The 25,032-nt window shown below is 38.5% G+C and carries 21 protein-coding genes and 3 pseudogenes; 1 reads left to right on the top strand and 23 read right to left on the bottom strand.

Going from position 1 to position 25,032, the window contains the following annotated elements; all coding sequences use genetic code 11:
• Positions 1 to 363: 363 nt before the first annotated feature.
• The 10 genes and pseudogenes from QYF49_RS07600 to QYF49_RS07560 form a co-directional block, all read right to left on the bottom strand.
• Positions 364 to 807 (bottom strand): DUF6376 family protein, encoded by a 444-nt coding sequence (locus tag QYF49_RS07600; RefSeq protein WP_290398969.1) that lies wholly within the window; start codon positions 805 to 807, stop codon positions 364 to 366.
• Between the two features lie 454 nt (positions 808 to 1,261).
• Positions 1,262 to 1,453 carry a YbxH family protein gene (locus tag QYF49_RS07595; protein ID WP_290398968.1) on the bottom strand — a complete coding sequence of 64 codons (192 nt, stop codon included), beginning with the start codon at positions 1,451 to 1,453 and terminating at the stop codon, positions 1,262 to 1,264.
• A gap of 988 nt (positions 1,454 to 2,441) precedes the next feature.
• Positions 2,442 to 3,041 carry a response regulator transcription factor gene (locus QYF49_RS07590; protein ID WP_290398967.1) on the bottom strand — a complete coding sequence of 200 codons (600 nt, stop codon included), beginning with the start codon at positions 3,039 to 3,041 and terminating at the stop codon, positions 2,442 to 2,444.
• A complete protein-coding gene (locus QYF49_RS07585) occupies positions 3,038 to 4,165 on the bottom strand; it encodes a sensor histidine kinase (RefSeq protein ID WP_290398966.1) in 1,128 nt (375 codons plus the stop codon). Before QYF49_RS07585 ends, QYF49_RS07590 begins: the two co-directional genes overlap by 4 nt.
• 116 nt (positions 4,166 to 4,281) lie before the next feature.
• Entirely contained in the window at positions 4,282 to 5,331 is a 1,050-nt protein-coding gene (gene desA, locus QYF49_RS07580) for a Delta(5) desaturase DesA (protein WP_290398965.1), read from the bottom strand.
• Between the two features lie 479 nt (positions 5,332 to 5,810).
• The gene (locus tag QYF49_RS07575) at positions 5,811 to 6,239 is read right to left on the bottom strand and encodes an SRPBCC family protein (RefSeq protein WP_290398964.1); all 429 of its coding nucleotides are present in this window, start codon (positions 6,237 to 6,239) and stop codon (positions 5,811 to 5,813) included.
• Between the two features lie 128 nt (positions 6,240 to 6,367).
• Entirely contained in the window at positions 6,368 to 7,363 is a 996-nt protein-coding gene (locus QYF49_RS07570) for an aldo/keto reductase (RefSeq protein WP_290398963.1), read from the bottom strand.
• Between the two features lie 696 nt (positions 7,364 to 8,059).
• Positions 8,060 to 8,152 (bottom strand): annotated as a pseudogene (gene cydS / locus QYF49_RS25985) (cytochrome bd oxidase small subunit CydS family protein); the annotation flags it as partial.
• A gap of 14 nt (positions 8,153 to 8,166) precedes the next feature.
• Positions 8,167 to 9,192: a cytochrome d ubiquinol oxidase subunit II gene (locus QYF49_RS07565; protein ID WP_290398962.1), complete on the bottom strand. Its 1,026-nt coding sequence runs from the start codon at positions 9,190 to 9,192 to the stop codon at positions 8,167 to 8,169.
• Positions 9,189 to 10,535 carry a cytochrome ubiquinol oxidase subunit I gene (locus QYF49_RS07560; RefSeq protein WP_290399079.1) on the bottom strand — a complete coding sequence of 449 codons (1,347 nt, stop codon included), beginning with the start codon at positions 10,533 to 10,535 and terminating at the stop codon, positions 9,189 to 9,191. Before QYF49_RS07560 ends, QYF49_RS07565 begins: the two co-directional genes overlap by 4 nt.
• 425 nt (positions 10,536 to 10,960) lie before the next feature.
• Between QYF49_RS07560 and QYF49_RS07555 the strand changes: the two are divergent.
• Positions 10,961 to 11,213 (top strand): annotated as a pseudogene (locus QYF49_RS07555) (transposase); the annotation flags it as partial.
• A 300-nt stretch (positions 11,214 to 11,513) separates the two neighbouring features.
• Here QYF49_RS07555 and QYF49_RS07550 read toward each other — a convergent pair.
• The 13 genes and pseudogenes from QYF49_RS07550 to QYF49_RS07490 all read right to left on the bottom strand — a co-directional run bounded on the left by QYF49_RS07550 (position 11,514) and on the right by QYF49_RS07490 (position 24,910).
• Entirely contained in the window at positions 11,514 to 11,711 is a 198-nt protein-coding gene (locus QYF49_RS07550) for a hypothetical protein (RefSeq protein ID WP_290398961.1), read from the bottom strand.
• 344 nt (positions 11,712 to 12,055) lie between these two features.
• Positions 12,056 to 12,976, bottom strand: coding sequence for a dihydrodipicolinate synthase family protein (locus tag QYF49_RS07545; protein WP_290398960.1), 921 nt, complete (start codon positions 12,974 to 12,976; stop codon positions 12,056 to 12,058).
• Between the two features lie 448 nt (positions 12,977 to 13,424).
• The gene (gene ppsA / locus QYF49_RS07540) at positions 13,425 to 16,025 is read right to left on the bottom strand and encodes a phosphoenolpyruvate synthase (protein ID WP_290398959.1); all 2,601 of its coding nucleotides are present in this window, start codon (positions 16,023 to 16,025) and stop codon (positions 13,425 to 13,427) included.
• Between the two features lie 419 nt (positions 16,026 to 16,444).
• Positions 16,445 to 17,127, bottom strand: a pseudogene (locus tag QYF49_RS07535) (SAM-dependent methyltransferase).
• A gap of 242 nt (positions 17,128 to 17,369) precedes the next feature.
• A complete protein-coding gene (locus QYF49_RS07530) occupies positions 17,370 to 17,933 on the bottom strand; it encodes a GNAT family N-acetyltransferase (RefSeq protein WP_290398958.1) in 564 nt (187 codons plus the stop codon).
• A gap of 166 nt (positions 17,934 to 18,099) precedes the next feature.
• Entirely contained in the window at positions 18,100 to 18,840 is a 741-nt protein-coding gene (gene map / locus QYF49_RS07525; protein WP_290398957.1) for a type I methionyl aminopeptidase, read from the bottom strand.
• A 196-nt stretch (positions 18,841 to 19,036) separates the two neighbouring features.
• Positions 19,037 to 19,486, bottom strand: coding sequence for a GNAT family N-acetyltransferase (locus tag QYF49_RS07520; RefSeq protein ID WP_290398956.1), 450 nt, complete (start codon positions 19,484 to 19,486; stop codon positions 19,037 to 19,039).
• Positions 19,487 to 20,253: 767 nt separating this feature from the next.
• Positions 20,254 to 20,916 carry a Type 1 glutamine amidotransferase-like domain-containing protein gene (locus QYF49_RS07515; protein WP_290398955.1) on the bottom strand — a complete coding sequence of 221 codons (663 nt, stop codon included), beginning with the start codon at positions 20,914 to 20,916 and terminating at the stop codon, positions 20,254 to 20,256.
• Positions 20,917 to 20,960: 44 nt separating this feature from the next.
• The gene (locus QYF49_RS07510; RefSeq protein WP_290398954.1) at positions 20,961 to 21,530 is read right to left on the bottom strand and encodes a dienelactone hydrolase family protein; all 570 of its coding nucleotides are present in this window, start codon (positions 21,528 to 21,530) and stop codon (positions 20,961 to 20,963) included.
• A 229-nt stretch (positions 21,531 to 21,759) separates the two neighbouring features.
• The gene (locus tag QYF49_RS07505; protein WP_290398953.1) at positions 21,760 to 22,320 is read right to left on the bottom strand and encodes a sugar O-acetyltransferase; all 561 of its coding nucleotides are present in this window, start codon (positions 22,318 to 22,320) and stop codon (positions 21,760 to 21,762) included.
• 584 nt (positions 22,321 to 22,904) lie between these two features.
• Positions 22,905 to 24,152, bottom strand: a complete 1,248-nt coding sequence (locus QYF49_RS07500) for a DUF4153 domain-containing protein (RefSeq protein ID WP_290398952.1) — start codon at positions 24,150 to 24,152, stop codon at positions 22,905 to 22,907.
• Between the two features lie 48 nt (positions 24,153 to 24,200).
• A complete protein-coding gene (locus QYF49_RS07495) occupies positions 24,201 to 24,416 on the bottom strand; it encodes a helix-turn-helix domain-containing protein (RefSeq protein ID WP_017153334.1) in 216 nt (71 codons plus the stop codon).
• A gap of 11 nt (positions 24,417 to 24,427) precedes the next feature.
• A complete protein-coding gene (locus QYF49_RS07490) occupies positions 24,428 to 24,910 on the bottom strand; it encodes a DUF2975 domain-containing protein (protein ID WP_290398951.1) in 483 nt (160 codons plus the stop codon).
• Positions 24,911 to 25,032 lie beyond the last annotated feature (122 nt).

The raw sequence follows: 25,032 nt of genomic DNA, 5'->3' as shown, positions 1-25,032 counted from the left end.
ATCGGCATTTCTATTTCTGTTTCACGAATCATTAAGCGGTCGTCTTTTTTTTGGTTCCCACGGATCTGATTTTCTCCATTTTTATAGAAAACAAAGGACAGTACAAATATGTCTACTATGTACTGGTCCTTCCTTTTTAAGGTTGATTATTTTGATTTCGTACTATTTGTTGTAATGTTTCGTTACTTGTCATTTCTTATAAAGGGTTTGGCATTTATTCGCCTTGTTGGATATTGTTAATATTGAAGCCATTTGAGGGAGACGAATAAGGTACATTAATCTTTCTTAAGTACTGACATTATAAAACATTTGAGGTGAAATGGCGTTTCAAACGGGCATAAATAGAACATGTGCTTCATCCTATTATGATAGTTTTTTAATTTGGTCAATAATGCTTGTTATTTCTTGGATGGACTGAAACATTTCTGTGTTTTCCAGAACAGAAGGATCGAGTTTGCCGCCTCTGATATTATTTAAATACACTTCGATCCCCGCTTCAATTTTTTTATTTTGGTCAACCATTTGCTGGTGCAGATCTGCAGCCATTTCCGGCGCTTCAAGTTTATCAAAGGTCTCAATCTTTTGTTTCATCTCTTTCAGCTTTGTCTCCAGTTCTTGCGCTGCTTGTTCATCCCCAACCGCCTGTTTGGCAAGAGAAGGGACTTCTTTGCCAAAAGTAGTCGCTTCATTTACATAATCCGTTGCATCATTTGCATACGTTACCGTTTTTTTCGTATCATCCAGGAAAGAACATCCGCCAAGGACTAACATAATACTGGCAGTAAATACAAACAGCCATTTTTTCATGAAACAACCTCCACATAATATTTATTTACATTTGTTATTTACTTTTTTTACCTCTTCTTTTGTTAATCTCCTTTTTGAGGAGAGGAATTCCTTTCTTTTTCAACAGTATTAGTCCCTCTTTCTTTAAGTAATTTGTGATTGTTCTCTTTATAGACATCAATAACCTCCATTCAAAGAATTTGATAAACCAAAAAAGACCTTACCAAATAAAATGGTAAAGGTCTCGCAAACAACATTTGTTGCCAACAAAGCCGAGGATAAACCCGTATTGACGACTTTGCTGTACAGCTACTCCCCTTTAAAAAGGATGGATATTTTATTGTTAACCACAGTATATTTTGTTCTGGATTAGAGGTCAAATGATAACTGCTTTAACTCTGTCTCATCATTTTTAAGATTTTCAAACCTAATGCACAGTGTGCAGAAATATTTTTTCCTTTTCCTTCAAAAGAAATCAAATCCCTCGCTGATTACAGTAGGTATCAATTAACTTTTCAATTTCATCAGGATTTGGAAATTTTCCTGAAAAAGAAAATTTTATTTCTTCCAAATACTCACCTTTGTTATATACATGAATCCCGCCATTTTGGTTGATTACACTATATTCTGGTTCAAACCGATATCCATTTCGTTCAACAGCCCCCATTGGCCCAATGACCCTCCTTAACCAAATATTTAAAACGTAACCATTAATATTTGACAAATCTGCTATTAACAATCGTATAATTATAATTTTCTTAGAAATATGGAGACGATAATGGAAGATGGGGCCCCTTCCGGAAAACGTGCTTTATCCCGCTCTTTGGCACAAAGCAAAACCCTGAATTCAGGCTTATTTGGCCGAATTCGGGGTTTTGCTTGTTGACTTGGTTACATGAACTACTATTATGTTACCAGCTTGTTTATTTACCGTTGTAAACGGCTGCATATTTGTTTTATATGTTAGTGTATGGATTGTGTATCACTCAACAAACTGTGTTCAGGCACTCTATGTTTTCCTTACACAGTTGCTGGAAGAGGAACAGTATTCTCCGTCTAAACAAGCGGATAACTATATCTTCACACGGTACTTTTGGCTTCATGGTGGATAGTGCACCGTTTAACACTTCTATTTACAATTTTTGCTGTTTCTTTTACTTTATGGGGTGGTTCACCTACAAAAATCGTTCTTGTCAGGGACCTCATAATAAATTTGTAACTTCCCGATAGCTCCATGTAAATTAACTGACGTTCCTGATATTTACCTTCTTTGGTCCATGAAAAGCGAGCCCCTGCTATTCCTTTCACCTGCAGGCATGGTATCGGTGCAAAGAGATGGATATTCCCCGCCATTCCCCTTGGTTCCGGCAAATAAGGGGTCCTTGGAAGAATGTTTCAAATGATGTTTCAAATAATGTTTTCGGTCACGACCGAGTACGGGTGAAATAAGCATGGTGGTTAACATAAAACAAGTTTTCGAAGCAAAACAAAGCCGATCTTATCAGAAGATCGGTTTCTCTGCACCTGTAGAAGAAATGAAGAAATCTCTTCTTGATGCAATTGTGCATTAGGATAAATTCATTAATTCATCTCCATAAGTACTTTGTCAATGAAATTACACTGGTCACGGACAACACAATAAAGTGCGGGAAAACTTATTTAAACCAGCCTTTTTCCTGGAAACGGGTAATGGCTTCGATCCGATTGGTGACTTCGAGTTTTTCTAATATCGTTGAAATATAGTTTCGCACCGTTCCAGCTTTGATAGACAGCTGATTGGCGATTTCCTTCGTATTTTTCCCATCTGCAATGAGGGACAATACTTCTTTTTCACGGTCAGTAAGCGGGTTCTCCTCACTGTATGCATCGTCCACAAGCTCAGGGGCATATATTCGCCTGCCTGCCATCACACTGCGGATGGAGCTTGCCAATTCTTCACTTGGGCTGTCTTTCAGTAAATATCCTCTGACCCCCGCCTTTACGGCCCGCTGGAAATATCCTGAACGAGCGAATGTCGTTAAAATTATCACTTTGGAACCTGATTCTTTTAGTTCTTCTGCTGCTTCAAGCCCCGTTTTTACTGGCATTTCAATATCCATGATACAAATGTCCGGTTGATGCTGATGGACAAGCGAAATCGCTTTTTCTCCGTCACTTGCCTTTCCGACCACTTCCATATCCTCTTCCAAATTAAGCAGCAGACCCAGTGCCCCCAACATCATTTGCTGGTCTTCTGCAATGACTATCCGAATCATTTGTCTCCCTCCTTTTCAGCGGATTTTATGGCATTCGGCACGTGAATGATTAACGTCGTCCCCTCCTCCGAAAGGAGCTCCAGACGTCCGTTGACAAACTCAAGCCGTTCTTTTATTCCTAGTAGTCCGTGGCCTTTTGTCATATCTTCATCTACTCTTATTCCTGCACCGTTATCCCTTATGGAAATTATAATTTCGTTTAACGATTGTTTGATGGAGATAAAACAGGTTGTGGCGCCACTGTGTTTTACGACATTGGTTACCGCTTCTTTTAAACACATGCTCAAAATATTTTCAGTCAGCAGGGAAACATTCGTGAGGTTTAGTTTTTGTTCACCTACATATTCAATTTGCGCAGCTTTAAGTATTTGTTTCACGTTGATGAGTTCCTCTTCTAATCGAATGCCTCGCATTTGAGACACCATTTTCCGGACTTCGTTCAGTGCTGTTCTAGCGGTCTGCTGTACGTCATTCAATTGAGAACGAGCCTGCTCGGGGTCTTTTTCAACTAACTTTCTGGCCAAATCGCTTTTCAGCCCGATCAATGAAAGTTTTTGTCCTAAAGTATCGTGTAGATCACGGGCAATCCGCTGGCGTTCCTCCTGTTTTACCAGTACGGAATTCGCGTCTTGCAATTGTTCTTCCAGCTGCTCGCGCTTTTTTCGGTTATATAAACTGAAAGGCATGAGGATGATACTGATCCAAATGATGATGATAAAAGGCAATTGTTTTAAGAACTGATCATCTTGAAAAACGATGTTGAAGTTAAAAGAGACGGTCGTGCTGACGAGATGAATAATATATAAGGAAATAAAAGGAATTCGCTCTTTTATATTACCAATAAAATAAGCAAGAAAAAACGCAAAATAAACATAGTTAAAAAGGCTTGTCATGGTAATCGATATGGCAATAAGAATGCAAGCCCATACATAAACAGGCCACCCTTTTGATATGAAAGCAAAACGATAAGTGATAAAGAATAAAATGGTAAGCAAAATACCCACCACAACAGATTTCGTGGACGACGATTGAAAAATAAAATAGAACGGCAAAATACTAAAAACGCTCCAAACATACGGAGAAATCCCTGTATTTCTCTGAAACAGCTTATATATCTTTTTCATATTGAAACCTCTTTTGCGGTGTTGAATTCCTATTGCTATCTTATCACAATTGCGTTTTAACAAAAAATGGAGTCCTGAAAACAAGGGTTGGATCCTTGCTTTCAGGACTTTATTTGTTATCGGCCGCTCAAACTTGATTTTAAACGGGCCGCTCTCGCATTATTCTTTTTTGCTTCTATCCTTTGAATACCTTTAAAGCTGACAAAGGTTCTGCTCTCCTCATCCCAAAGGCGGAATCCCAGGGAACGAACACTTGAAGTAAGCGTGATCGTTTGTACATTTTGAAAAGTTGAATCAATATTATGAACATCTTCCAAGTGATAATTTGGCACCCTTGGGCTTAAGTGATGAATATGATGAAATCCAATATTGCCTGTTAGCCATTGCAAGACTTTCGGAAGCTTGTAGTAAGAGCTCCCATCCATAGCGGCTTTCACATAATCCCAATCTTCGTCTTTTTCAAAATAAGAGTCTTCAAACTGATGCTGTACATAGAACAGCCAAATGCCCGCAACACCCGATACGAAGAAAATAGGACCTTGAACAAGCAAGAATGCTTCCCAGCCGATGGTCGAGCAAAGCAATGCGGCCAATGCAGCTATAGAAAGGTTCGTAATATATAAATTTATGCGTTCTTTGGATCTTGCTCCTTTTCGGTTAAAGCGATTTGAAATGAGAAACACGTAAATCGGACCAAGACCAAACATAATTATCGGATTTCGGTACAACCGATAAGCGATGCGCGTCCAAAAAGATGCAGCTAAATACTCGTCTACCGTGAGGATCCAAATGTCACCTGTACCGCGTTTATTTAAATTACTGCTTGTAGCGTGATGGATGTTATGCTCATGCTGCCATTGGTGATACGGGAATAAAGTAAGGATACCTGTAATCGTACCCACTATTTTGTTTGCTTTCCGATTTTTAAAGAATGAATGGTGGCAGCAATCATGAAAAATAATAAAGATCCGTGTCAAAAAGCCGGCACCAATAATCGTTAATGGCAAAGCGATGAAATAGGAAATGGACAGGCTTTCGTAAGCCAGGTACCACAATAGAAAAAATGGAACAAGCGTATTAATAAGCTGTGCTACACTATTTTTCGTATTCGGTTTTTCATATGGGGCAACTTGTTTTCGTAAGTTAACATTTTTTTGTTTTGTCATTAGTATGTTTCCCTCCCATTGGTTCTACTCAAGTATAAAGATGGGAGTCTGGCCTTTTAAGACATACGTGTCATGTCCAAAGTATGATAAATGTCATGTATACGTTTGTGCTATACAGGTCCCGCCTCACGAGCAATGAGTCCAGAAGAAGCAACATCCCATGGAGCGAGACTCTCAGTATGACCATGCAGCCTTCCTAATGCCACGTAGCCAGATATCTATTGTTGGAGCTTCAAATCGTCTAATATCTCGACAATGTGTACTCAGGATATTTACTCTAGAAAGTGCAGACTTTAAATGTTTTTTGTTATGCAGGAATCCTGTGCCTATAACAGCATCAGCTAATGACCTAGGAGTGCGAGCTTTCAGCAATAATTACAATAAGTTGTGTAACAGCCCTAGAAATTTCAACAAAAAGGTGCACTTCTCCTTCTTGAAGAAATGCACCCGATTATAGATAAAACTATTTTTTGATTGATTCAACTTAACGTTTCACTGTATTTTTTAAAATTGTCCATAAACGCCTGCCAACCTGCTTCTTGCATTTCAATAGGATTGGTGGCTTCTGCTTCAAAAGTCTCAATTACTTTAGTTTCATTTTCATGGTTAATAAAAGAAATCGTAACTTTTCTTCCATCATCAAGAGTGTAAGAAATAAACTCGTTTTCTCTTACATCATCATAAACACCACCAAAATCAAATCCAAAACTACCGTCCTTAGCTTCCATTCTTGTAAGAAATCTCCCGCCAACCCTTAAATCATTTTCTGAATTTGGCGCATGCCAATCGTCAGAAGCATAACTCCATTTTGTTATATGCTGTGGCTCTGTCCAGTTTTTCCAAACTTCTGCAACCGGCTTATGAACTGTGGTTTCTACCGTTATTGTTACTTTATTACTTGTCTCCATTTTAATTATCCTCTTCACCATAATAAATTTGTTTATCTGGAAGAAGAGCAGTCAAAACGCTCTTGACTTCTTAATCTCTATGTTAATTCAATAAAAAGATCCGTTTCTCCTTCTTGAAGAAATGCACCCTAAACGAACCATTTTTGCCGTGGTACAGGGAAGTATTCGCCGGCGACAAGCTCTGGAGGTACTGCTTCTTCAATTCGTAAAAGATCGTTTGAACTTAAGTTCATGTCAACTGCACCTAGTGAATCCTGTAGTTGTGATTGCTTTCTTGCCCCAACCAATGGGATAACATCCTCACCCTTGGATAAAACCCACGCGACAGCAATCTGCGCAATGGTTGCTTGCTTTTCTTCAGCAATTTCACGCAAAGCCTCTACAAGGGCTAAATTTTTTTCAATATTTTCGTTGGCAAACCGTGGACCATTACTGCGTTTATCATCCAAACCTAGAACCCGATCTTTTGACCATGTACCGCTCAATAAACCTCTTGAGAGAACACCATAAGCCGAAAGAGAAATACCTAATTCCCGTAGAGTTGGCAAGATAATTGATTCGATGCTCCGATTAAATAGTGAGTATTCCATTTGCAGCCAACTAATAGGATGTACAGTGTGTGCGCGACGAATTGTATCTACTCCTACTTCAGAAAGACCAATGTAACGCACATATCCCTTCTTTACCATATCGGCAATTGCACCAACCGTTTCCTCGATTGGTATGTTTGGATCGATGCAGGCTGTTCCTGGTTGATAAAGATCGATGTATTCAACACCTAGGCGCAGTAGGGTATCCTCAAGGAAATTCTTAACTGTATGAGGGTGGTTATCACTCTCCCGATGACCCTTGCCATGAGAGTGTAGCTTGCCATCGAATTTTACTGAAATGAACGCATTTTCCCGTTGGATTCCTTGAAAGGCTTCACGTAGAAGTAATTCATTGTGTCCATCGCCATAGAAATCACCTGTATCAAAGAGTGTAATGCCTTCCTCAAGTGCCGCGTGAATTGTTGCAATGCTTTCGCTTCGATCAGCATTACCATATAGCCATGACATCCCCATACAACCGAGACCAATCTCTGAAACCAGTGGACCGTTATGACCAATTGCTCGCTTTTTCATTGGTATATTCCCCCTATCATCGTGAATCAAAAATATATGTGAATTTCCCCCACCGTATTCCAAATGAACCAATCTGTAACCAGTTTCGTTCCGAAGCCCTATTCCACCCTTGCATTTTTCTAAATTTATTCTTTCTTTACTAAAATCCAAATTCCTTTATTTTATGATACTAATTGTTAGCTAACCTGCATACGCCGGTTTAAGCACAAACCTTCACAATCTGAGACCTATTGTTTTCGAAAGTTTTCCTGCAACATTCTGGCCCTAAAATTAAAAAAACGCTGTTCCTTGTTACAGGAAAGCGCCCTTTTCTGGAATAAGATATGTTCAAAAAATTTTAATAATAATTTCCAATGATTCATTTTGAGAATGAGTTCCTCAACAATCTGGCCCTTTCTTATCATAAGGTCAATCGACTTGATCCCGTCCGTTATACTGTCCACCCCCTACTTGTAGAAACAGATGGGTGAGCGGGAAGTCAGCTACTTCGGACGTGAATACTAAGTTCTGGATTGTTTAACCATTCGCCCCCTTTATGCTCGTGCGGCGAAAGATAAACTTCTGGTAGAAAACAATTTAAGGTCAATAGGAAAACAACGTTTTGGGTTAATTTTCTCACGCACATCAATCACCCAAAAAATGATGTTTAAGACAGCAAACATGTAGATTCTTACTTACCTTATAGTCAACCCTTTTCACTGTATCATCATTTGATGCAAGCCAAAAAGCAGCTACAATTGATGCTATGAGCAAAAGAAATGGTGCGTAAAAGATTAGGAAACCTTTCATCATGAGTTGTCTCCTTATACATGATTTTTTCGTTTTCCTTGCACATATTCTTTGTTAAACAAGAATAGTTTAAGCAAAAGATATAGCGATGGAATAAGCAACGCAAGTCCCGCAACAAACGCAATAATCAGTGCAATGGCCATTGCAGCATTCGTAAAGCTATCGTAAATTGTCAGGTATGGCGAGAGTAAGTAGGGGTAATGCGATACACCATAGCCAAAAAAGGCCAAGAAAAATTGACCTACCATTAGTGCAACTGCTACCCCATAGGCTTGACCCTTCCAAATTAAATACACTGTTCCAACAAATAATGTGAACGATAAACCGAACAACCACCATAGATCCAATAACCGCTGAAAATGCTCGGCATTATGCGTGCGCAGTTCAATGATAATACCCAAAGCTGTTAGAATCGCTGGAGCTGCCCAAATGAGCGCGTATTTTCGCAACAGATTCGTTGCACGGTCGTCTTTCGCTTCATGTGCATACCAGGTCAAAAATACGGAAGAAATATATAACACTGATGTCAGGCTGAGCACAACAATACTCCATGTTAAAGGGCTTGTAAACAACGCCCAATATTCAAGTTGTGGTCCTGATGATCCTATCTTAACAAAGCCGCCTTCTGAAATGGTCAATGCAATGGATAATGAAGCTGGAATAAATAATCCGGTAAGTCCATACATAAAGGAATACCTTTTATGATTCAGTCCTCCGTAGTGTGTAAACGCATAATAAGATCCCCGAATGGCAAGCAGAACAATAGCAATACTTCCGGGAACAAGTAAAGTAGTTCCGTAATAGTAGGCGGTTTGAGGGAAAAAGCCTACTATCCCCACGAAGAAGAACACCAAAAAGACATTCGTCACTTCCCACACTGGTGATAAATAGCGTTCAATGATTTTTGTTAAAATATGCTGTTTATCTGTAAACGTAGAATATGCGTTAAAAAACCCAGCCCCAAAATCAATCGCACCCAGGATGATATATCCAAAGAGAAAAATCCATAACACGGAAATGCCGATAATTTCAAGTGTCATACCCTGTCACCAGCTTTCTCAGACGTTCGGTCGGCCAATTCCTGTTCCACCGAATTATTGCGAAACATGCGGGAAAGTACAACTAGACTACCAATGGCTAAGAGCAGATACAATCCAGCAAACAAGAGCAACATCATATCTACCTTACCGCTTGTTGTTGCTGCTTCCGTTGTTTTCATGATTCGACGTAATATCCATGGTTGACGTCCCACTTCGGTCAGCCACCATCCCACTTCGATTGCAATCATTGAGAGAGGGCCTCCCAGCACAATCAACCAACGGAACGATTTGGATGACACAAGACGCCATCTTCGCCAAGTTCCGATCAAAAACACTAAAGACACTACAATCATCCACATACCAATCGTAACCATCAAATCAAACAAGTAGTGAATATAGAGTGGAGGGACCTCATCCTCTGAAAATTGATTAAGTCCGATTACTTCGGCTCTTGGAGTTCCATGGGCTAAAATGCTGAGTGCATATGGGATTTTAAGCGCATATTTCACTTCCTTGTTTTCCAGCACGCCATACATAATAAGGGGAGCTCCTTTTTCTGTTTCAAAATGCCACTCGGCAGCTGCTAGCTTTTCCGGCTGGTATTCAGCCAAATATTTTCCCGAAAAATCCCCAATTACGGCTGAAGTGATAGAGAAGACAAGTCCCAGCTTCATCGTTAAAAATAGCCCTTTTTTGTGATAAACATGATTTGACCCTTTAAGCAAACGATAAGCACCGATAGACGCAAGAACAAACGCGCATGTCATGTAGGAAGTTGCAAGGACATGCGCGACTTTGGAAGGCATGGCAGGATTAAACATCGCTAAAACGGGATTAATGTTGACAAGTTGCCCATGTGCGATATCAAATCCTCGAGGCACATTCATAAACGCGTTGACCATCGTGATAAAAATCGCAGAGAAAGATGCCCCTGCGGCTACTGGAATCAGTAGCAGCATATGCTTTTTCTGATTCTCAAACCGATCCCACGTATATAAATAAATGCCTAAAAAAATGGCTTCAAAGAAAAAAGCGAATACTTCCATAAATAAAGGTAGAGAAATAACGTGTCCGGCCATCTCCATAAAGTTTGGCCAGAGAAGAGAGAGCTGTAACCCAATCGCAGTCCCTGTTACAACACCAACGGCCACCGTAATCACAAAACCCCGTGTCCATCGTCTTGCTAGTAAAATATAATGTTCATCCTGCTTCTTAATCCCAACCCATTGAGCAATCATGATCATGAGGGGAATTCCCACCCCAATGGTTGCATAAATGATGTGGAATGATAATGTCAGCTCTGTTAGTAAACGACTAAAATAGACAGATTCTTCATTACCGATTAGAACTCACCCTTCCTTATCCTGAAACCAAGCGTGCAATTAATGATAATCCCATAATCAAAGCTACAAAAAAGGTTAACCAAATTAACATAAGTTCATGTTTCTTATACATCAGCACATGTTCCCTTTGCTTTTAGTACTTCACAGTGACGAACACTTAGATGGTGATAATTTTGCGACATTTTATGTAATTACTGAAAAACAAGTTTAAGGCGTTTTGTATAAATTCCCTTGTAGTTACTAAACAACACGAGGCTTTCTCCTGCCTATCTTAGTTTTTGCCCATGTTTGCCTCATTTATTCGAGATATGTCCAACATCATCGATTAATTGACGTTAGCTAATTTATGTTATAAAGGGGTTTTACTTGGAAATAAAGAATAAACTTTTGATTATTTTTTCTATAACAGGAGGCAACACAAATCGTTGCTTATGATAAAGGTAATTAGTGAAATTTCGTTGATGGTATTTTGGGGGAAGCTGGAGATTTAAGTGGTTGTTCACACGGCAATTCTTTACTTCGGCATGCAGGACTCCATCTCGCTGAGGCTAGTTCAGGATGTGGAAAAGGCAAATTGTCATTTCCAAGCGTGGAAGAACAAGGCTTAGGCGTTTCCTGTATTTAGCCACTATGAGCTTAGTGATGAATAACACAGAATTTAAGGCCATCCACTCCAACTAGCCAAGTTTTCCAAGTTGTTAGCAGATGTTTCAAGGCAATCGAAGGGGTCTCGGCCATACATATCATCTTGTTCAATTAAAAAATACTGTACGCCACTATGCAGACCTGCTTCAATAATCCCCTTTATATCAGACTGCTTTACCCAGTTCTGGCAAATTCAATATTGGTGAATTTCTGAGAAAATTCCGATGATCCTTTATAGTCTTCTTCCTACGACCTATTCGATAATCTTTTAAATGAATTAAAGAGATGCGCCCTTCAAATCGTTTAATGACTTCTATTGGATTTTCGCCACCTCTATGAATTCAGTGACTCTAACTCAAAGCCTAGTTTTGAAGTGCTGTTTTTCATTATATCCAGTAGAAATTGACCATCGTACTTCTCGAATTCAATATGGTGATTATGATAATACAATTCAATTCCTTGCGCAGCTAACCGGTTGGCCACTGTCTCCGAACTTCCAATATATTCCACGATCGTATCTTTGTGGACCATTAAATTATCCACATCATACCAATTCTTATAAAGTCACATCCCAGGTTTTATCAATATGAGATGGCCGTCATTCTAAAGTTTGATATTCTTACAGGAAACCGTAAACTGTGTAAACTATATCTCCCGTGCACTCGGTTTACCCTTCTGATCATCCTTAGAATACTTTTAAGGCTGGAACTATTGTTGGAAATAAATTGTACGTATGTACGCAAACGGAAATTCTTATCTATTCTCTTCCCGATTTTCGTCAAGTTGGTTATCTTTCCCTTTCTTCTTTCTTGCTAAAGGTAACTTACATAGCGAAAAGCCGCCATAATTTCGGCGGCTGGATCTTTAAGCAGTCGTTACTTTGACGAAGGGATCGCTTGATTCAATACTGTATCCATACATCGCTGTATTTTTTCCCTCTTATCAGAACTTAATGGACGTGCAGGTGCCAATACATCAGTAGAGATCTCGATTCCCCGGATCTGTATGGCTTCTTTCGCTACATTCACAAAAGGAGAGTCAAGTTTGTATAAAAGGGGAAATGGCGCTAACTTTTTGTGTAATTCAATGGCTTTTCCGTAGTTTCCTTCCTTAAAAGATTGGTAGAGGCCAACAGTAAGCTCAGGGATAAAATTGGCAGTTAATGGGATGGCCCCATCCCCTCCAACACACAATGTATTTAATAAGTGATCATCGTATCCAGAGAGAACCGCAAAATCTTCTTTGAAGGACTTCACCGTTAAGATCATTTCCCTGGTATGCCCCACTGATTCAACCGTTTCTTTAATACCCACGATATTGGGATACGCCTTCACAAGCTTGAGTACAAATTCTGGTGATAAATCTTGTCCTGTTAGTCCAGGGAAGTTGTATAGCAGAATGGGTAAATCTACCGCTTCAGCAATATCGGCAAAATGTTGAAAAAGATTCTCCTCTGTAAGTTGCCAGTAATAAGGGTTAATGACAACAATCCCATCTGCTCCAGCCTCTTTGGCATGCATACTTAATGAGATGGTTTCTAGCGTGCCTGGAGTACCGGTTCCAATTAGAACGGGAACTCGTCCGTTAACATACTGAACAGCAAATTCAGCGACCGCTTTTCTTAATTCAACCGTCATCTGGCTGAATTCTCCACCTGTCCCTAGAAAGAACAGTCCATTTACTTTTGATTCAATTAAGAAATCAATCAGATTTCCCATACCCTTTTCATCTGGTCGCCCTTCTTTATGTAAAATGGTTGGAATAGGCGGAATAACACCTTGGAATTTTGCTGACATATGATCTCTCCTTTTTTTAAAATGGATGAAAGACAAAATCTAAGCTATGTAAACCTCCTTCCCACCTCTGTGTTTGATATTATCAAACAATGTTTCTGTTTTGTGTGAATATATCATAACATATTTTCTGAAAAATTAGAATTATACGCAATCAGATTATGGATAATGATGAAAACGGCCTCAAATCAGGAAGACATTTTGACCGGTCAAGATCAGTTCCCCATCTAAGGATGTTCCTATAGGTATTCCTAGCTCCAGCAACTTAGGTAACTTTAACGTCGCCTCATTATTTATCAAGACTAAAAAATAAAATAATCCAATAAAAATAAGCCATTTAACATATTAGACATATCTAAAATGTTAAACGGCTTTTCTCTTTATTATTTAACAAACCCCAATTAGAAAAGAATTTCAATATAAATCTTTCATACTGTAAGGTATTCAGCAATTACAATATTTCGATATACCCTTCTGTTCCATGCACGCGAATTCGTTGCCCGTCCATGATCCGTTTGGTAGCATTTTCCACACCGGCAACTGCTGGTAAGCCATATTCCCGTGCGATAACTGCTCCATGGGTCATCAGTCCACCAACTTCTGTGACTAGGCCTGTAATGGATACAAACAATGGTGTCCAGCTAGGGTCAGTAAAGGAGGTGACTAATATATCTCCATCTTCTAAATCAGCTTCTTCCATGTTTAAGATGACACGTGCTCTTCCCTCTATAACTCCGGAAGAAACAGGTAGACCTACAATCGCTTCGGCTGGGAGATTTTCTCGTTTGTACTCACCTGCAATGATTTCACCATCAGACGTGATCACACGTGGTGGAGTTAGTTTTTCATATAATTTGTACTCGTCTTTTCGTTTGCTGATGATCTGGTAATCAAGTTTATTTGTGCGTACGACTTCGTGAAGTTCTTCAAAAGTGAGATAGTATATATCTTCTTTTTCATGAATAACATTGGCTTGTACGAGTTGTTCGGCTACTTTCAGTAAAGCCTGCTTATAAACGAAGTAGCGATTAACCATGCCGTATTTTGGATATTCCCGATAACCGATGAAATTCCGAATACGATCGATCATTCGTTTTGTCTCTTTGGCTTTTTGTTCACCATCCGGCAATTGCTTCACTCGATCTAATAACTCTTGTTCTTTTTTCAAAGCTTCCTGTCGCCCTTGCTCAAATTTCCGATTACTAGCATTAGGCTCAAAGTTTTTGATATTACTGAGAATCATGGGGACAAGTGTAATTGGTTTTTCGCTCCAACGAGTTTTCGTAATATCGATTTCTCCGGGACATCGCATTCCGTATTTGATGAGATAATCGTAGATAGCGTCTTGGGTTTCCTTTCCATCATCAAACTTAACCAGTTCATCCAAAAAGTTTTCATCTTTTACATGTTGTAAATAATCAATTATTTCTGGATATGGACGAATCACATCTGCAACATCCAATAGCGCCAGACCCATTTCCGAAGTAATATTGTTTGGTACAGATTGAGAAAGCGTATCTGCTGCGTTTTTTTCACCTAACCACTTGTTCATTTTTTCATTGATCCAATGTGAAGCATTTATAGCAGTCATAAAAACAGCTGTACTTTGTGGGTCAAATAAAATCTTCTTTAACTCTTTGATATCTTCCAAAATAAAATCAAATAGATCCGATCCTGATTTCGTTTTAATGTTTTGTTTTAACTCTTCTATCGACGTTTGACTGCGCTTAATCAACTCATGAACAATGGTCGGATTGTTTTCGATTTCTTCCGGCACATCTGTATTGTTTCTGTTGGGACTCGGTGCTTTTTGATCATTTAATAACGATTTTATAAAATCTCCTCGCTCTACAACAGTCGTAAGTGCGTCTTTCATGAGCGGATCGTGTTGTGCCATGGTATTTAATAACATGTTTCTGCTGTCAGGTGAAGCCAGCATAGGTGTGACATCCACAAACAACCTTCCACCAGCTTTACGCATAGGTGCAGGAGTTATTAACAGGTGAAAAGACAATCCCAATGGTTTCATAGGGTCGGTCATCATTTGTTGATGACCAACAGATACATAGACGTGATTTTCTTGATCATTCGCTTCAGGGATGGGGAAAAGCGTCGTGATTGGACGGCTCTGGACAATATAAAAAGTATCATCAACCAAACACCACTCGATATCTTGCGGGAAGCCAAAATGAGCTTCGATCTGTTTTCCGATGCGTGCCAGTTGTAAAATTTGTTGGTCGGTAAGAGTTTGAGTCTTTTGCTGATCGGGATCGATCTGCTGGGTCTCAGTTCCGCCTTCTTTTAGTCCATAGATAGCCAATTTTTTGGTTGCTATCATCTTATCGACGATTTCCTCTTCCTTTACTTTATAACAATCGGCAGATACCAAGCCAGAGACCAGTGCTTCCCCAAGTCCAAGACTGGCATCGATTGATAGCAGCTTTCGGTTAGAGGTAATCGGATCAGCGGTGAATAATATCCCTGAAGCCTGTGGGAAAACCATCCTTTGAACAATAACTGATAAATAAACCTTGCGATGGTCAAATCCGTTTTGAATACGATAAATCACAGCGCGATCTGTAAACAGGGAAGCCCAACATTTGCTGATATGCTGCATGATTGCTTCTTTGCCGATGATATTTAAATAGGTGTCTTGTTGACCGGCAAAAGAGGCATGTGGTAAATCTTCAGCAGTCGCACTAGACCGCACTGCATATGCATGTTCATCACCAAACTGGGAGAGATAGTGAGTTACTGCTTTCACAACAACGGAAGGAATTTCAACTTCCAAAATGATTTGTCGAATCTTCCTGCTGATTTCAGCAATTTGATCTCGATCTTCTACTTTTAGCATTGTTAGTCGATCCAACAAAGCATGATACCCTTCGTTCTGTTCGATGGCTTTTTGATATCCCACTGTTGTAATACAAAATCCTTCTGGTACTTGTATTCCCTCAATTTTTGATAGTTCCCCTAAATTTAACCCTTTTCCGCCTATGAGCAAAAGCTGTGTTTTTTCCATTTCCTGAAAACCGAGAACCAAAGAACTCATTTTACATCTCCCCTAACCATTAGATTTCTTTTGGTTAATTAAAGTTCCATTGTATTTTAGCAGTAGCAAATAAGAATAAATAGTCTATATTTACCATTTTTTATATGCTATAATTAAATTAGGAAGAGTTAGAGTTCAATTTTCAAAAAATAGCTAGACCTTACGCATACAGCACCTGATAACCCGGTTCATCCCCTCGAAAGTAGCTCATATACTTTTAGCCCACAAAGAATACGGTTAAATTCAGCTTTTTTCCATCTTCCCCAAAATACCTTGTATTAATATGAGATGATATCAAGCTCTTATGAAACAAACCTGCCCCTATAGTTGCATAAGAAAAGGAGCTGCTGATCAGCTCCTGGTAATGAAGTAAAGCGCTCGTTAGTAGCATAAAGTTTATTTAAAAGAAGGGACTACGTTTAATACCTTTTTCTAATTTTTAACATCGAGTTAGCATTTGTCTGAAATTCATATCGCACTTTAACTTCTTGGACTGTACATCCATTATCCGCGAGATAACTTATTAATTTATCTAAATTCTCATATCTTTTTCCCTCTAAATCAACCAAAGGGAAAATATGCACTTCCTCTTTCGTAACCCTCAAAAATTCATTTAGCGTTTCTATGTGAAATTGATCTATCCGCATACATAAATAGATATATCAAATTCTTCATTCCTAAATGGTAAAGAAGGTAATGTAACGGGAATGTAGCTATCGCTAGATTCCTCCATATCTTTGGAACAATCTTGTAAGGCACTTAAACGATGATTTCTAAGACCTTCTAAATCCCTAAAATAATCCTATTTATAATTGTTTTTGGCTTTTTGCATATGCTCCATCGCGTGTTCAATATCATGAAGACCTTTATTTTTTAAGTCCTCACCCGAATGATAATAACCAATATCGCAAGCTGTTACGTCTAAACCTGATTTGTTACCAACAGCAGTAAATGAACAAGCTCCTGCTGGACAATCGAGTATTTTCTTTCCTTGTAGTTCTTCTATTGAAAGCGATAACATATCAAAATACTCTTCAAAGGTTCTCCCAATAAAAACAATTCGCTCTAAATCTAACTTTGTACTCTGCTCAACTTTACTCAACTAAACTCACCTCTTCTAAAAGATTACATTCATACTACCACGAATAATTGGTAAGGTTAACCTTTTTTGACTTTCATTTCGAACTAAACCTGCCAGTTAGCTCAATAAGAAAAAGCTGCCGCAACGACAGTCCTAATCCCAACTATTGCCCCCGTTTGTTTAAATACATTTGTTCACAATGTTTACTTAGAAAAAAAGCTACCAACAACGGCAGCCAATTACTTAGCTCACAACCATTACCTTTAAGCGTATTCTTCTTTCAAAATTGAGAATATCTTTGTATCTCGAAACTCGCCTTTAATAAATTCATTTTTTCTTAAGGTACCTTCGAAACACATTCCAACCTTCAACATTACTTTTTCAGAACCAATATTATCAATATCACATCTGCCTTCAATTCGATTCAGTTGAATTTTTTCAAAACCAAATTTAATTAGTTCTTGAAGAGCTTCAGTTGCAAGCCCTTTACCCCAGTAATTTCGATTTAATACATAACCTATTTCAGCGTTACTATGTTCATTAGACCAATCAAGAAAAGAACAAGTACCGATTACTTTTCCACTTTCTTTTAAAACCATTGCTAAGTCCCCAGATTCGCCTTTCTCATAATTTTTCAGGACTACATTAATAAAATTATTAAGTGTTTCCTCTTTTGATTTATTAACTTCCCATGTCATATGATGTGCCACTTTTGGGTCTGATGAGAACTCGAATATATCATCAAGGTCATTTAAATTTACCTTTCTCAATATAAGACGGGCTGTTTCAAAAACAGGTATTTGTTTTAAAGATTCTTCTATTTTCATATCTTTCCCCCTTTGAGAATACCGCTTTTATTTTAACTGCCCACAAGAAAGAGCTGCCACATTGTCATCTCCGATTTTTAACTATTGCACACGTTAGTTGAAGTACATTTATTCACAATACAAAGTCTAAATAAGGGTTATAATTTTAGAAACTTCATTGCTTGAATTAAAGTGTGACAATAATCGGAACATTTTTTGTAAGGATAATCGTATGTTCTAATTGAGCTACATAGCTTTTTTCTGTAGCATAGGTCCAACCGTCTTCTTTTTGAAATACTTCTTCTTCAAACGTTGAGATAAATGGTTCGAATGCGATAACCATCCCTTCCTTTAATATTTCATTATCCCATGGATCATTATAATTTAAAATATGGTCAGGTGCTTCGTGTATTCTACGTCCAATACCATGTCCTGTAAGGTTTTTGATAACAGTGAATCCATGCTGTTTTGCTGTTTCAAATACTGCTCTTCCGATTCTACTTTTTTTGGAACCGGGTTTTGCTTTCATAAGACCTGCTTCAAATGCCATTTTAGCAACGTCGCATATTCTCGTTAATACTTCTTCTCCTTTTCCTACTACAAATGAGATTCCTGTATCTGCGAAATAACCGTTCTTTGAAGCAGATACATCTATATTTACTAGGTCCCCTTCATGAATAACCCGATGACCCGGAATACCATGTGCCACTTCTTCATTAATACTAATGCAAGTATAGCCAGGAAAATCATATTCACCTTTTGGAGCTGAAACTGCACCTGCTTTTTCTAAAAGTTCTCCGGCTATATCATCAAGTTCTTTGGTCGTTATGCCAGGAATTGTTCTTTGTACCAATTCATCTCTAATTGAGGCAATAATTTTGCCAATTTCTTTCAAACCATTAAAATCTTCTTCTGTTTTTGCGATCATTTTTTTCCTACCTCATTATTTTTTATAATCAATAAACTATATAAGTATTAATTGTACCTTTACTTTCTCGAAAAATAATAGCAATGTAAATTATTTGGTAAAATACCCCTCAGCTGAATTTTTCTCGACAACTTATATCGGTTAAGCAATTGCTATTCCTTTAACTTTTTATACCTAAAGTCTTCGTTTACATTCATTATTTGGAAATCCATTCATATTGAATATCCGGTAATTTTTCTTCATTTTCGTGTCCTCTACCAATGATTTTAAATCCATTCTTTTCATAAAATCGTTGTCCGTTTTCATTTACTTCAAATGTATATAATGTTAATCGCCCACTTGATTGTTCTTTTACCTTGTCAAGTAATGTTTGACCTATTCCAATTCCTTGATAATCAACGTGAATATAAAGTTGGCTTATCTCCCTTTCATTATAGGCAATCATTCCAACTACTTTGTCATCAATTAACGCTAAATCTATTTGATACTGCTTAGATAATATATTATGTAAAAAATAAATATGATCTTCAAAGCTATGAATTTCTTTCTGACCAATTGCCCGTTCCTTACTATCTCGCCACATTCCCACTGTCTGTTCAGCATATGTAGGATTAAACTGAGTTATTATAAATTTGTGTTGATTCACTACAATACCTCCTAAAAGTTGTTTCCGAATTTATTTGTTGTCTCCTGTCTTTAATAATGAAGCATAATACACGATGCGAGTATCTTATTTTGTAATATTTCTATCTATCTTCTTTTAGTATCCTGCTCTTCAGTTGAATTAGGCATAAAAAATGAGCTGCCAAAGCAACTCATTAAGATCTTCAATTCAAGCGCCCGATTGTGGAAAATTAGCAATCAATTTTAATCCACTCAGTCTCTTTAGGAAAATCAGCTCATGTTAGTTTTATACCGGTAATATATTGCCTACTCTGTGCTTTTCTTACTATTTTGGTCGTTCTTTAAAAAATAATTTTTATTTTTGACAACTCCATATCGCTATAAGTATGTTATTTAAAATTTTCTAGAAAAAGTGTACTTAAAGTAACGGGGCGCAAGAGTGAAAAATATACTGCACCCCAAAAGTTAGAGCTGTTCAATTTAATGAATTTCATATCTCTAAGTTTCGACAAGAAAGTTGACCTGCCAGAACTTTACGATTTAGAAATATCTACCTTAATAAAACCCACCCCCTTGCTTCTTCAATAATCCTGCCACTTTAGTTCCATAAGAAAAAGCCGCCTTAAAGACAACTCCGATCTTCAAAACTGGTTAACTCCATAATATGAACACACCCGTTATCTTAAGTGAAACCTTCACAATATATTGATAAGAAACCTATACACCTCTAAATTGCAACACAATGCATCTCGCATACGTTTTTTTGATATTTTTATCGGAGGAGAAATATCAAGGCGAAAATAGCTTCCAATGCCCTTCGGAGATAACTTCGACCTCTCCATCAATCACTTTAATGGCGGTATCATCGTTAATGGCATATGCCGGCCCTTTTATCTCGGCAGCCCATCGCTCTGCGTTAGCCATGGTGTTATCCGGCAGCATCTCGTGATCAAGGTGTGGAAACATTGCAAAATCAACAAGACCAAGTGTTTTGTCCTCACCGTTGGGTGGAGTCCAGCCAACGAAGATCTCTCCAATGTTAGGTGCCATCACCATGCTCCCGGCGCTCATTCCCACATAGACTGCGCGCAGAGACGGTAAGAGATCTGCCAGCCCCGATTCTCGCATCCAGTGGTTTAGGTAGAGAGCGTCGCCTCCGGATACCAACAGGACGTCCGTTTCCTGTACCAGTGGCACCCAGCGATCTTTGTCAATGCTTGGCAGCGCAGTGAGCTCCAGCACGCCTACTGACTTCCAACCTAAATTAACCATGGGGTGCTCGGGATTCCCGCTGATGAACTTCCAAATTTTCACGCCTGGTCCGCCCCCTCCGTACATCGCAGTGGGGATGCACAGTGCTGTGGAATCGGCGATCGGCTTGTCCAGCATATCAACTAGCGCGTCGTGTATGCTTTTGTTATTAACGCCTGCAGATGTGAGGAGAAATTTCATACAATCAACTCCTTGTCGTTTCTCATATACAGACCTCAAAAGTACTACTCGAGAAAGTCGAGAACCCGCTTGATCACAAGTTTCGTCGCGTCAGCATCGTAAGACGGTAAACTGCTGTCGGTGAAGAGATGTTCCTTGCCTTCGTACAGAAAAAGTTCAGCGTGATTGGCCGAAGCCACAAGCTCACGGGCCGCGTTGATGTCGCCGTCTTCAACGAAAAAAGGATCTGCACTCATGGCGTGAATTTGCACAGGCAAGTCGGCCGGCCACTGAGATTCGAACGCCGAGGTCGGGAGGCAGGCATGAAAAAACAGTGCGCCTCTGGCGCCTTCACGAGTTTGAGCGAGCTGCTGTGCTGCCGGGACACCGAGTGAAAAACCAGCATAGACGATATCGCGTGAAAGCTCGCTGGCTGCTCGAACGCCGCGCGCCTTCACTTCTTCAAATCCGATTTCCTTCACAAATACCAAGCCTTCCTCCAGCGAGGAAAACTTGCGGCCGTCAAATAAATCTGGCACGTGCACAGTATGCCCCGCATCTCTCAGTTGATCGGCGATTGCTTCAATCCCCTTCGTTCGTCCTAAAACATGGTGTAACAACAAAACTTCTGCCATCGTTTTTTCCTCCAATTTAATGAATTTCATATCTCTATCTCTAAGTTTCTACAAGACAGCCTGTTTGACCTGCCAGAACTTTACGATTTAGAAATATCTACCTTAATAAAACCCACCCCTTGCTTATTCAATAATCCTGCCACTTTTAGTTCCATAAGAAAAAGCCGCCTTAAAGACAGCTCCTGGTTAACTCAAGCGAACGCACTCGTTAGTTCAATAAGAAAATAGCTTATATTTCAATCTGTTTAATTACTTTGGCTGGATTGCCACCCACTACAACATTATCTGGTACATCCTTAGTAACTACCGCACCTGATGCAATTACAACATTATCCCCTGCTGTTACTCCTGGGTTAATTAGTGCACTTCCACCAATCCATACATTATTTCCAATGGTAATCGGTTTTGCGTATTCTTTACCAGAATTGCGTTCAGTTGGGTTAAGTGGATGTGTTGCAGTATAGATTTGTACACCAGGTGCAAGCATACAATTATCACCAAATCGCACTTCACAAATATCTAAGATGGTACAGTCGAAGTTTGCAAAAAAGTTTTCACCAACGTGTGTATTATAGCCATAGTCAAAACGTATATTTGGTTCCATATATACATTTTCTCCAGTGGAACCGAGTAATTCCTTTAATAACTTTGAACGTTTTTCTACTTCAGTTTCTAATGTTTGATTATAAATTCTAACTTTTCGTCTCGCTTCCTCACGTTCCTTTAATAATAATGGGTCAGCAGGGTTGTACATTTCCCCAGCTAACATCTTCTCTTTTTCTGTTCTCATAAGTACATCTCCTTACTAAATTTATAGATTCAATTATATCAGTTCGCTTGTTGAAGTAACCTGCCCGTTAGTTCCATAAGAAAAAGCTGCCTTATAGACAGCTCCAATCTTCAGCTAACGCACCGGTTTATGGAATTGTCAAACCATATTAAAAACCGTTACCGTTGTATTAATTGTTGGTCACGATTGTGAACGTAACACCAAACTTGTCCACATTGGATCGCTTCCTTTGCATTACCATCCAAATTAAACGGGGCGCCAGAAGACATAATATATTGTTGCAACTTGATTCTTTAAAATATGTCCAGTTTCATGTGCCCAACGAAATAGGACTTTTTGAAACGTATTTGATTGCTAAACTTGCAGGTTTTAAGTTTGATTTTGATTTAGATTAAATGTGAAAAGATGTACTTACACTGAAGGGTGCATTCTGTAAGAGGAATTCACCTTTTTCTATGTATGGTACCATTACAGTTGAAGAGGGTTATAAACGAAATAGGACAACCAGCAATAAAGGGTCTTTCCAATCTAAGGATTTTATACGTTATAGAAGATTAGCTTTTCGTTACATTAACAGAGCCTTTCTAATTAAAAATTATAGGAAAAGTAAATGTAACGAAAGCTGCCCAAAGTCCGTAGACCGGCAAATACTTAGTAACGGCATCTTGGATAGTTGAAGGTCCGGATTTGTTTAGTAGAAAACGAATATAGGAGAGCATAATCCAAACTAGATTTACCCAGATAAGTATGTTTACTCCTAAAACAGCAAGTCTATTAGGCGTAATCCCATAAGAAGAAAGTCTGAACACGATGGCTGACAAAGCCACACTGTCAATGAAAAGCGCAAGAACAATTAAGGCAAAATTTATATAATCTGAAATGTTCTTTTTCTCGTCTGAGTCGCTCTCGATAATGGAAAATATGGTAACGGCCAATACACCAAGGAGTATTCCGTTGAAGGCTATCAGGAAATTGCGGTCCAAGAATGGATTTTTTCCGACCCATATAACCGTTATAAGATAGACCAACAATGTAATCAGGACAAGAGGACTAAAAATTTTAGCTATATATGGTGTAATATTCTTAGCAAGTTTAAGATTCATTGATACCAGGTATGCAGCCACAATAGCGAGAGCGGCAGCACCAAATAAAACGACATTACTAAAATAGAAGTCTTCTATATCCAAGCCAACAAAGCTAAATAACTGCATGGTTAATGCTGCTAGTACCATTCCGCTAACTGCCATGCTGGCGTAGAGAATACAATATTCCAAATTAAATTTAATATAGGCTAATCTTGTACTGCCTTTTGAATATTCATTTCCTGTAAATGCAAGCCCTGTCAATACCCATAAGAATATGGGAAGGTGTAAATAAGCAAGGTTAATACTGTCTTTATAATTTAATGGCAGCATATTAAGATATAACCCGGAAATTAGGAACAACGCTGCAAGGGAGTATATAACACTTTTTTTCGGATTATTATTGTAAACAAAATAGGCAGCAATAAAGGGAATTATACCAAAAGCCAGGTTAATTGGAGCAATCGCTTCCTGTTCGACAAAATGGAAAATGATCCTGGTGCTTATCCCGGCCAGAATGGCTAAAATGCCCATGAATAAGAAACCTTTTTGAAGCAAGGAAGATTTTTCTGTATTTGCCGTCTCCTTGAAATGCAATCTCTCATACCAAACACCAAGAACCTGAGAATCAGGAATTTGTTCCAATGCGTGTGAGAATGACTTTTTAAAAGCTTTCGGGTCTTTTCTATACATTCTCTCCAGCTCATGAGGGTTAGCAATATTTTCAATAATCAAATTGTTAATGTCCATAGTTATACCTCCCCTAATAATTGTTATATTAAGTTTCCTCCACAATGTTTAACTGTCTTCGTCACTTTTGTATTCTAAAATATCTCCAGGCTGACATTCTAAAGCCTTACAAATTGCCTCTAAAGTGGATAATCGAATCGCTTTTGCCTTTCCATTTTTCAATATAGAAAGGTTCGCCATTGTTATTCCAACCTTCTCCGAAAGTTCTGTTACGCTCATTTTCCTTTTTGCTAACATCACATCAATATTGATTATAATTGCCATTGTTATTCACCTCAGACCGTTAAATCATTTTCTGATTTGATATTAATTGCTTCTTGTAAAAGTTTTTGGAGAACAGCCGCAAAGACTGCGATAACCATCGAAGCAAAAGGAACAACCAATCCGACAAAGATGACTCCTGGTGCGTCGTCTGCTTCCGCAAAGATATAGAAGAGCGGCCAAACTAGCACATGCAAAATACTGATTGTGATGGCACAGTATTTGATTTTCTTTAAAGCTTTTACAGATAAATCGGAGAAAGCTTTATTTTTGTCAATATAGTGTAACAGTTTGAAAGCCTGATACAAAGCAAAGTAAAAAGGTATCGCCGATGCATCAAAAGCGATGTAAACGAGATGTTTTATAAAAGCAAACTCTGGAAGCAATTTTGCGGCAAGATTCGCCATCTCAGGCACCAAAAAGATGCACAGACCAAGAACTGGGACGCCTAAAAGAATAACAGCTATTTTTAAAAACAACGTTGTTACTTTTTCCATAAAAAGCACCTCACTTATTTATTCTGATTTTGATTTTAATATAAAATTTATCGATTTACAATAAATTTATATTAATTTGGATAATATTTTTATTGTGCATTTTGTTTTAAGCGAAAATAAAA

This window comes from Fictibacillus terranigra, assembly GCF_030412265.1.
Lineage (GTDB): Bacteria > Bacillota > Bacilli > Bacillales > Fictibacillaceae > Fictibacillus_C > Fictibacillus_C terrinigri.
The sequence above is the reverse complement of the archived record's forward strand: the minus strand, read 5'-3'. Positions and strand labels throughout refer to the sequence as shown.

What these genes read in the sequence shown, in the direction of transcription:
- QYF49_RS07600 (WP_290398969.1), bottom strand. Translation starts at nt 807, where the DNA reads ATGAAAAAATGGCTGTTTGTATTTACTGCCAGTATTATGTTAGTCCTT.
- QYF49_RS07595 (WP_290398968.1), bottom strand. Translation starts at nt 1,453, where the DNA reads ATGGGGGCTGTTGAACGAAATGGATATCGGTTTGAACCAGAATATAGT.
- QYF49_RS07590 (WP_290398967.1), bottom strand. Translation starts at nt 3,041, where the DNA reads ATGATTCGGATAGTCATTGCAGAAGACCAGCAAATGATGTTGGGGGCA.
- QYF49_RS07585 (WP_290398966.1), bottom strand. Translation starts at nt 4,165, where the DNA reads ATGAAAAAGATATATAAGCTGTTTCAGAGAAATACAGGGATTTCTCCG.
- desA (WP_290398965.1), bottom strand. Translation starts at nt 5,331, where the DNA reads ATGACAAAACAAAAAAATGTTAACTTACGAAAACAAGTTGCCCCATAT.
- QYF49_RS07575 (WP_290398964.1), bottom strand. Translation starts at nt 6,239, where the DNA reads ATGGAGACAAGTAATAAAGTAACAATAACGGTAGAAACCACAGTTCAT.
- QYF49_RS07570 (WP_290398963.1), bottom strand. Translation starts at nt 7,363, where the DNA reads ATGAAAAAGCGAGCAATTGGTCATAACGGTCCACTGGTTTCAGAGATT.
- QYF49_RS07565 (WP_290398962.1), bottom strand. Translation starts at nt 9,192, where the DNA reads ATGACACTTGAAATTATCGGCATTTCCGTGTTATGGATTTTTCTCTTT.
- QYF49_RS07550 (WP_290398961.1), bottom strand. Translation starts at nt 11,711, where the DNA reads ATGGTCCACAAAGATACGATCGTGGAATATATTGGAAGTTCGGAGACA.
- QYF49_RS07545 (WP_290398960.1), bottom strand. Translation starts at nt 12,976, where the DNA reads ATGTCAGCAAAATTCCAAGGTGTTATTCCGCCTATTCCAACCATTTTA.
- ppsA (WP_290398959.1), bottom strand. Translation starts at nt 16,025, where the DNA reads ATGAGTTCTTTGGTTCTCGGTTTTCAGGAAATGGAAAAAACACAGCTT.
- QYF49_RS07530 (WP_290398958.1), bottom strand. Translation starts at nt 17,933, where the DNA reads ATGAAAATAGAAGAATCTTTAAAACAAATACCTGTTTTTGAAACAGCC.
- map (WP_290398957.1), bottom strand. Translation starts at nt 18,840, where the DNA reads ATGATCGCAAAAACAGAAGAAGATTTTAATGGTTTGAAAGAAATTGGC.
- QYF49_RS07515 (WP_290398955.1), bottom strand. Translation starts at nt 20,916, where the DNA reads ATGAAATTTCTCCTCACATCTGCAGGCGTTAATAACAAAAGCATACAC.
- QYF49_RS07510 (WP_290398954.1), bottom strand. Translation starts at nt 21,530, where the DNA reads ATGGCAGAAGTTTTGTTGTTACACCATGTTTTAGGACGAACGAAGGGG.
- QYF49_RS07505 (WP_290398953.1), bottom strand. Translation starts at nt 22,320, where the DNA reads ATGAGAACAGAAAAAGAGAAGATGTTAGCTGGGGAAATGTACAACCCT.
- QYF49_RS07500 (WP_290398952.1), bottom strand. Translation starts at nt 24,152, where the DNA reads ATGGACATTAACAATTTGATTATTGAAAATATTGCTAACCCTCATGAG.
- QYF49_RS07495 (WP_017153334.1), bottom strand. Translation starts at nt 24,416, where the DNA reads ATGGCAATTATAATCAATATTGATGTGATGTTAGCAAAAAGGAAAATG.
- QYF49_RS07490 (WP_290398951.1), bottom strand. Translation starts at nt 24,910, where the DNA reads ATGGAAAAAGTAACAACGTTGTTTTTAAAAATAGCTGTTATTCTTTTA.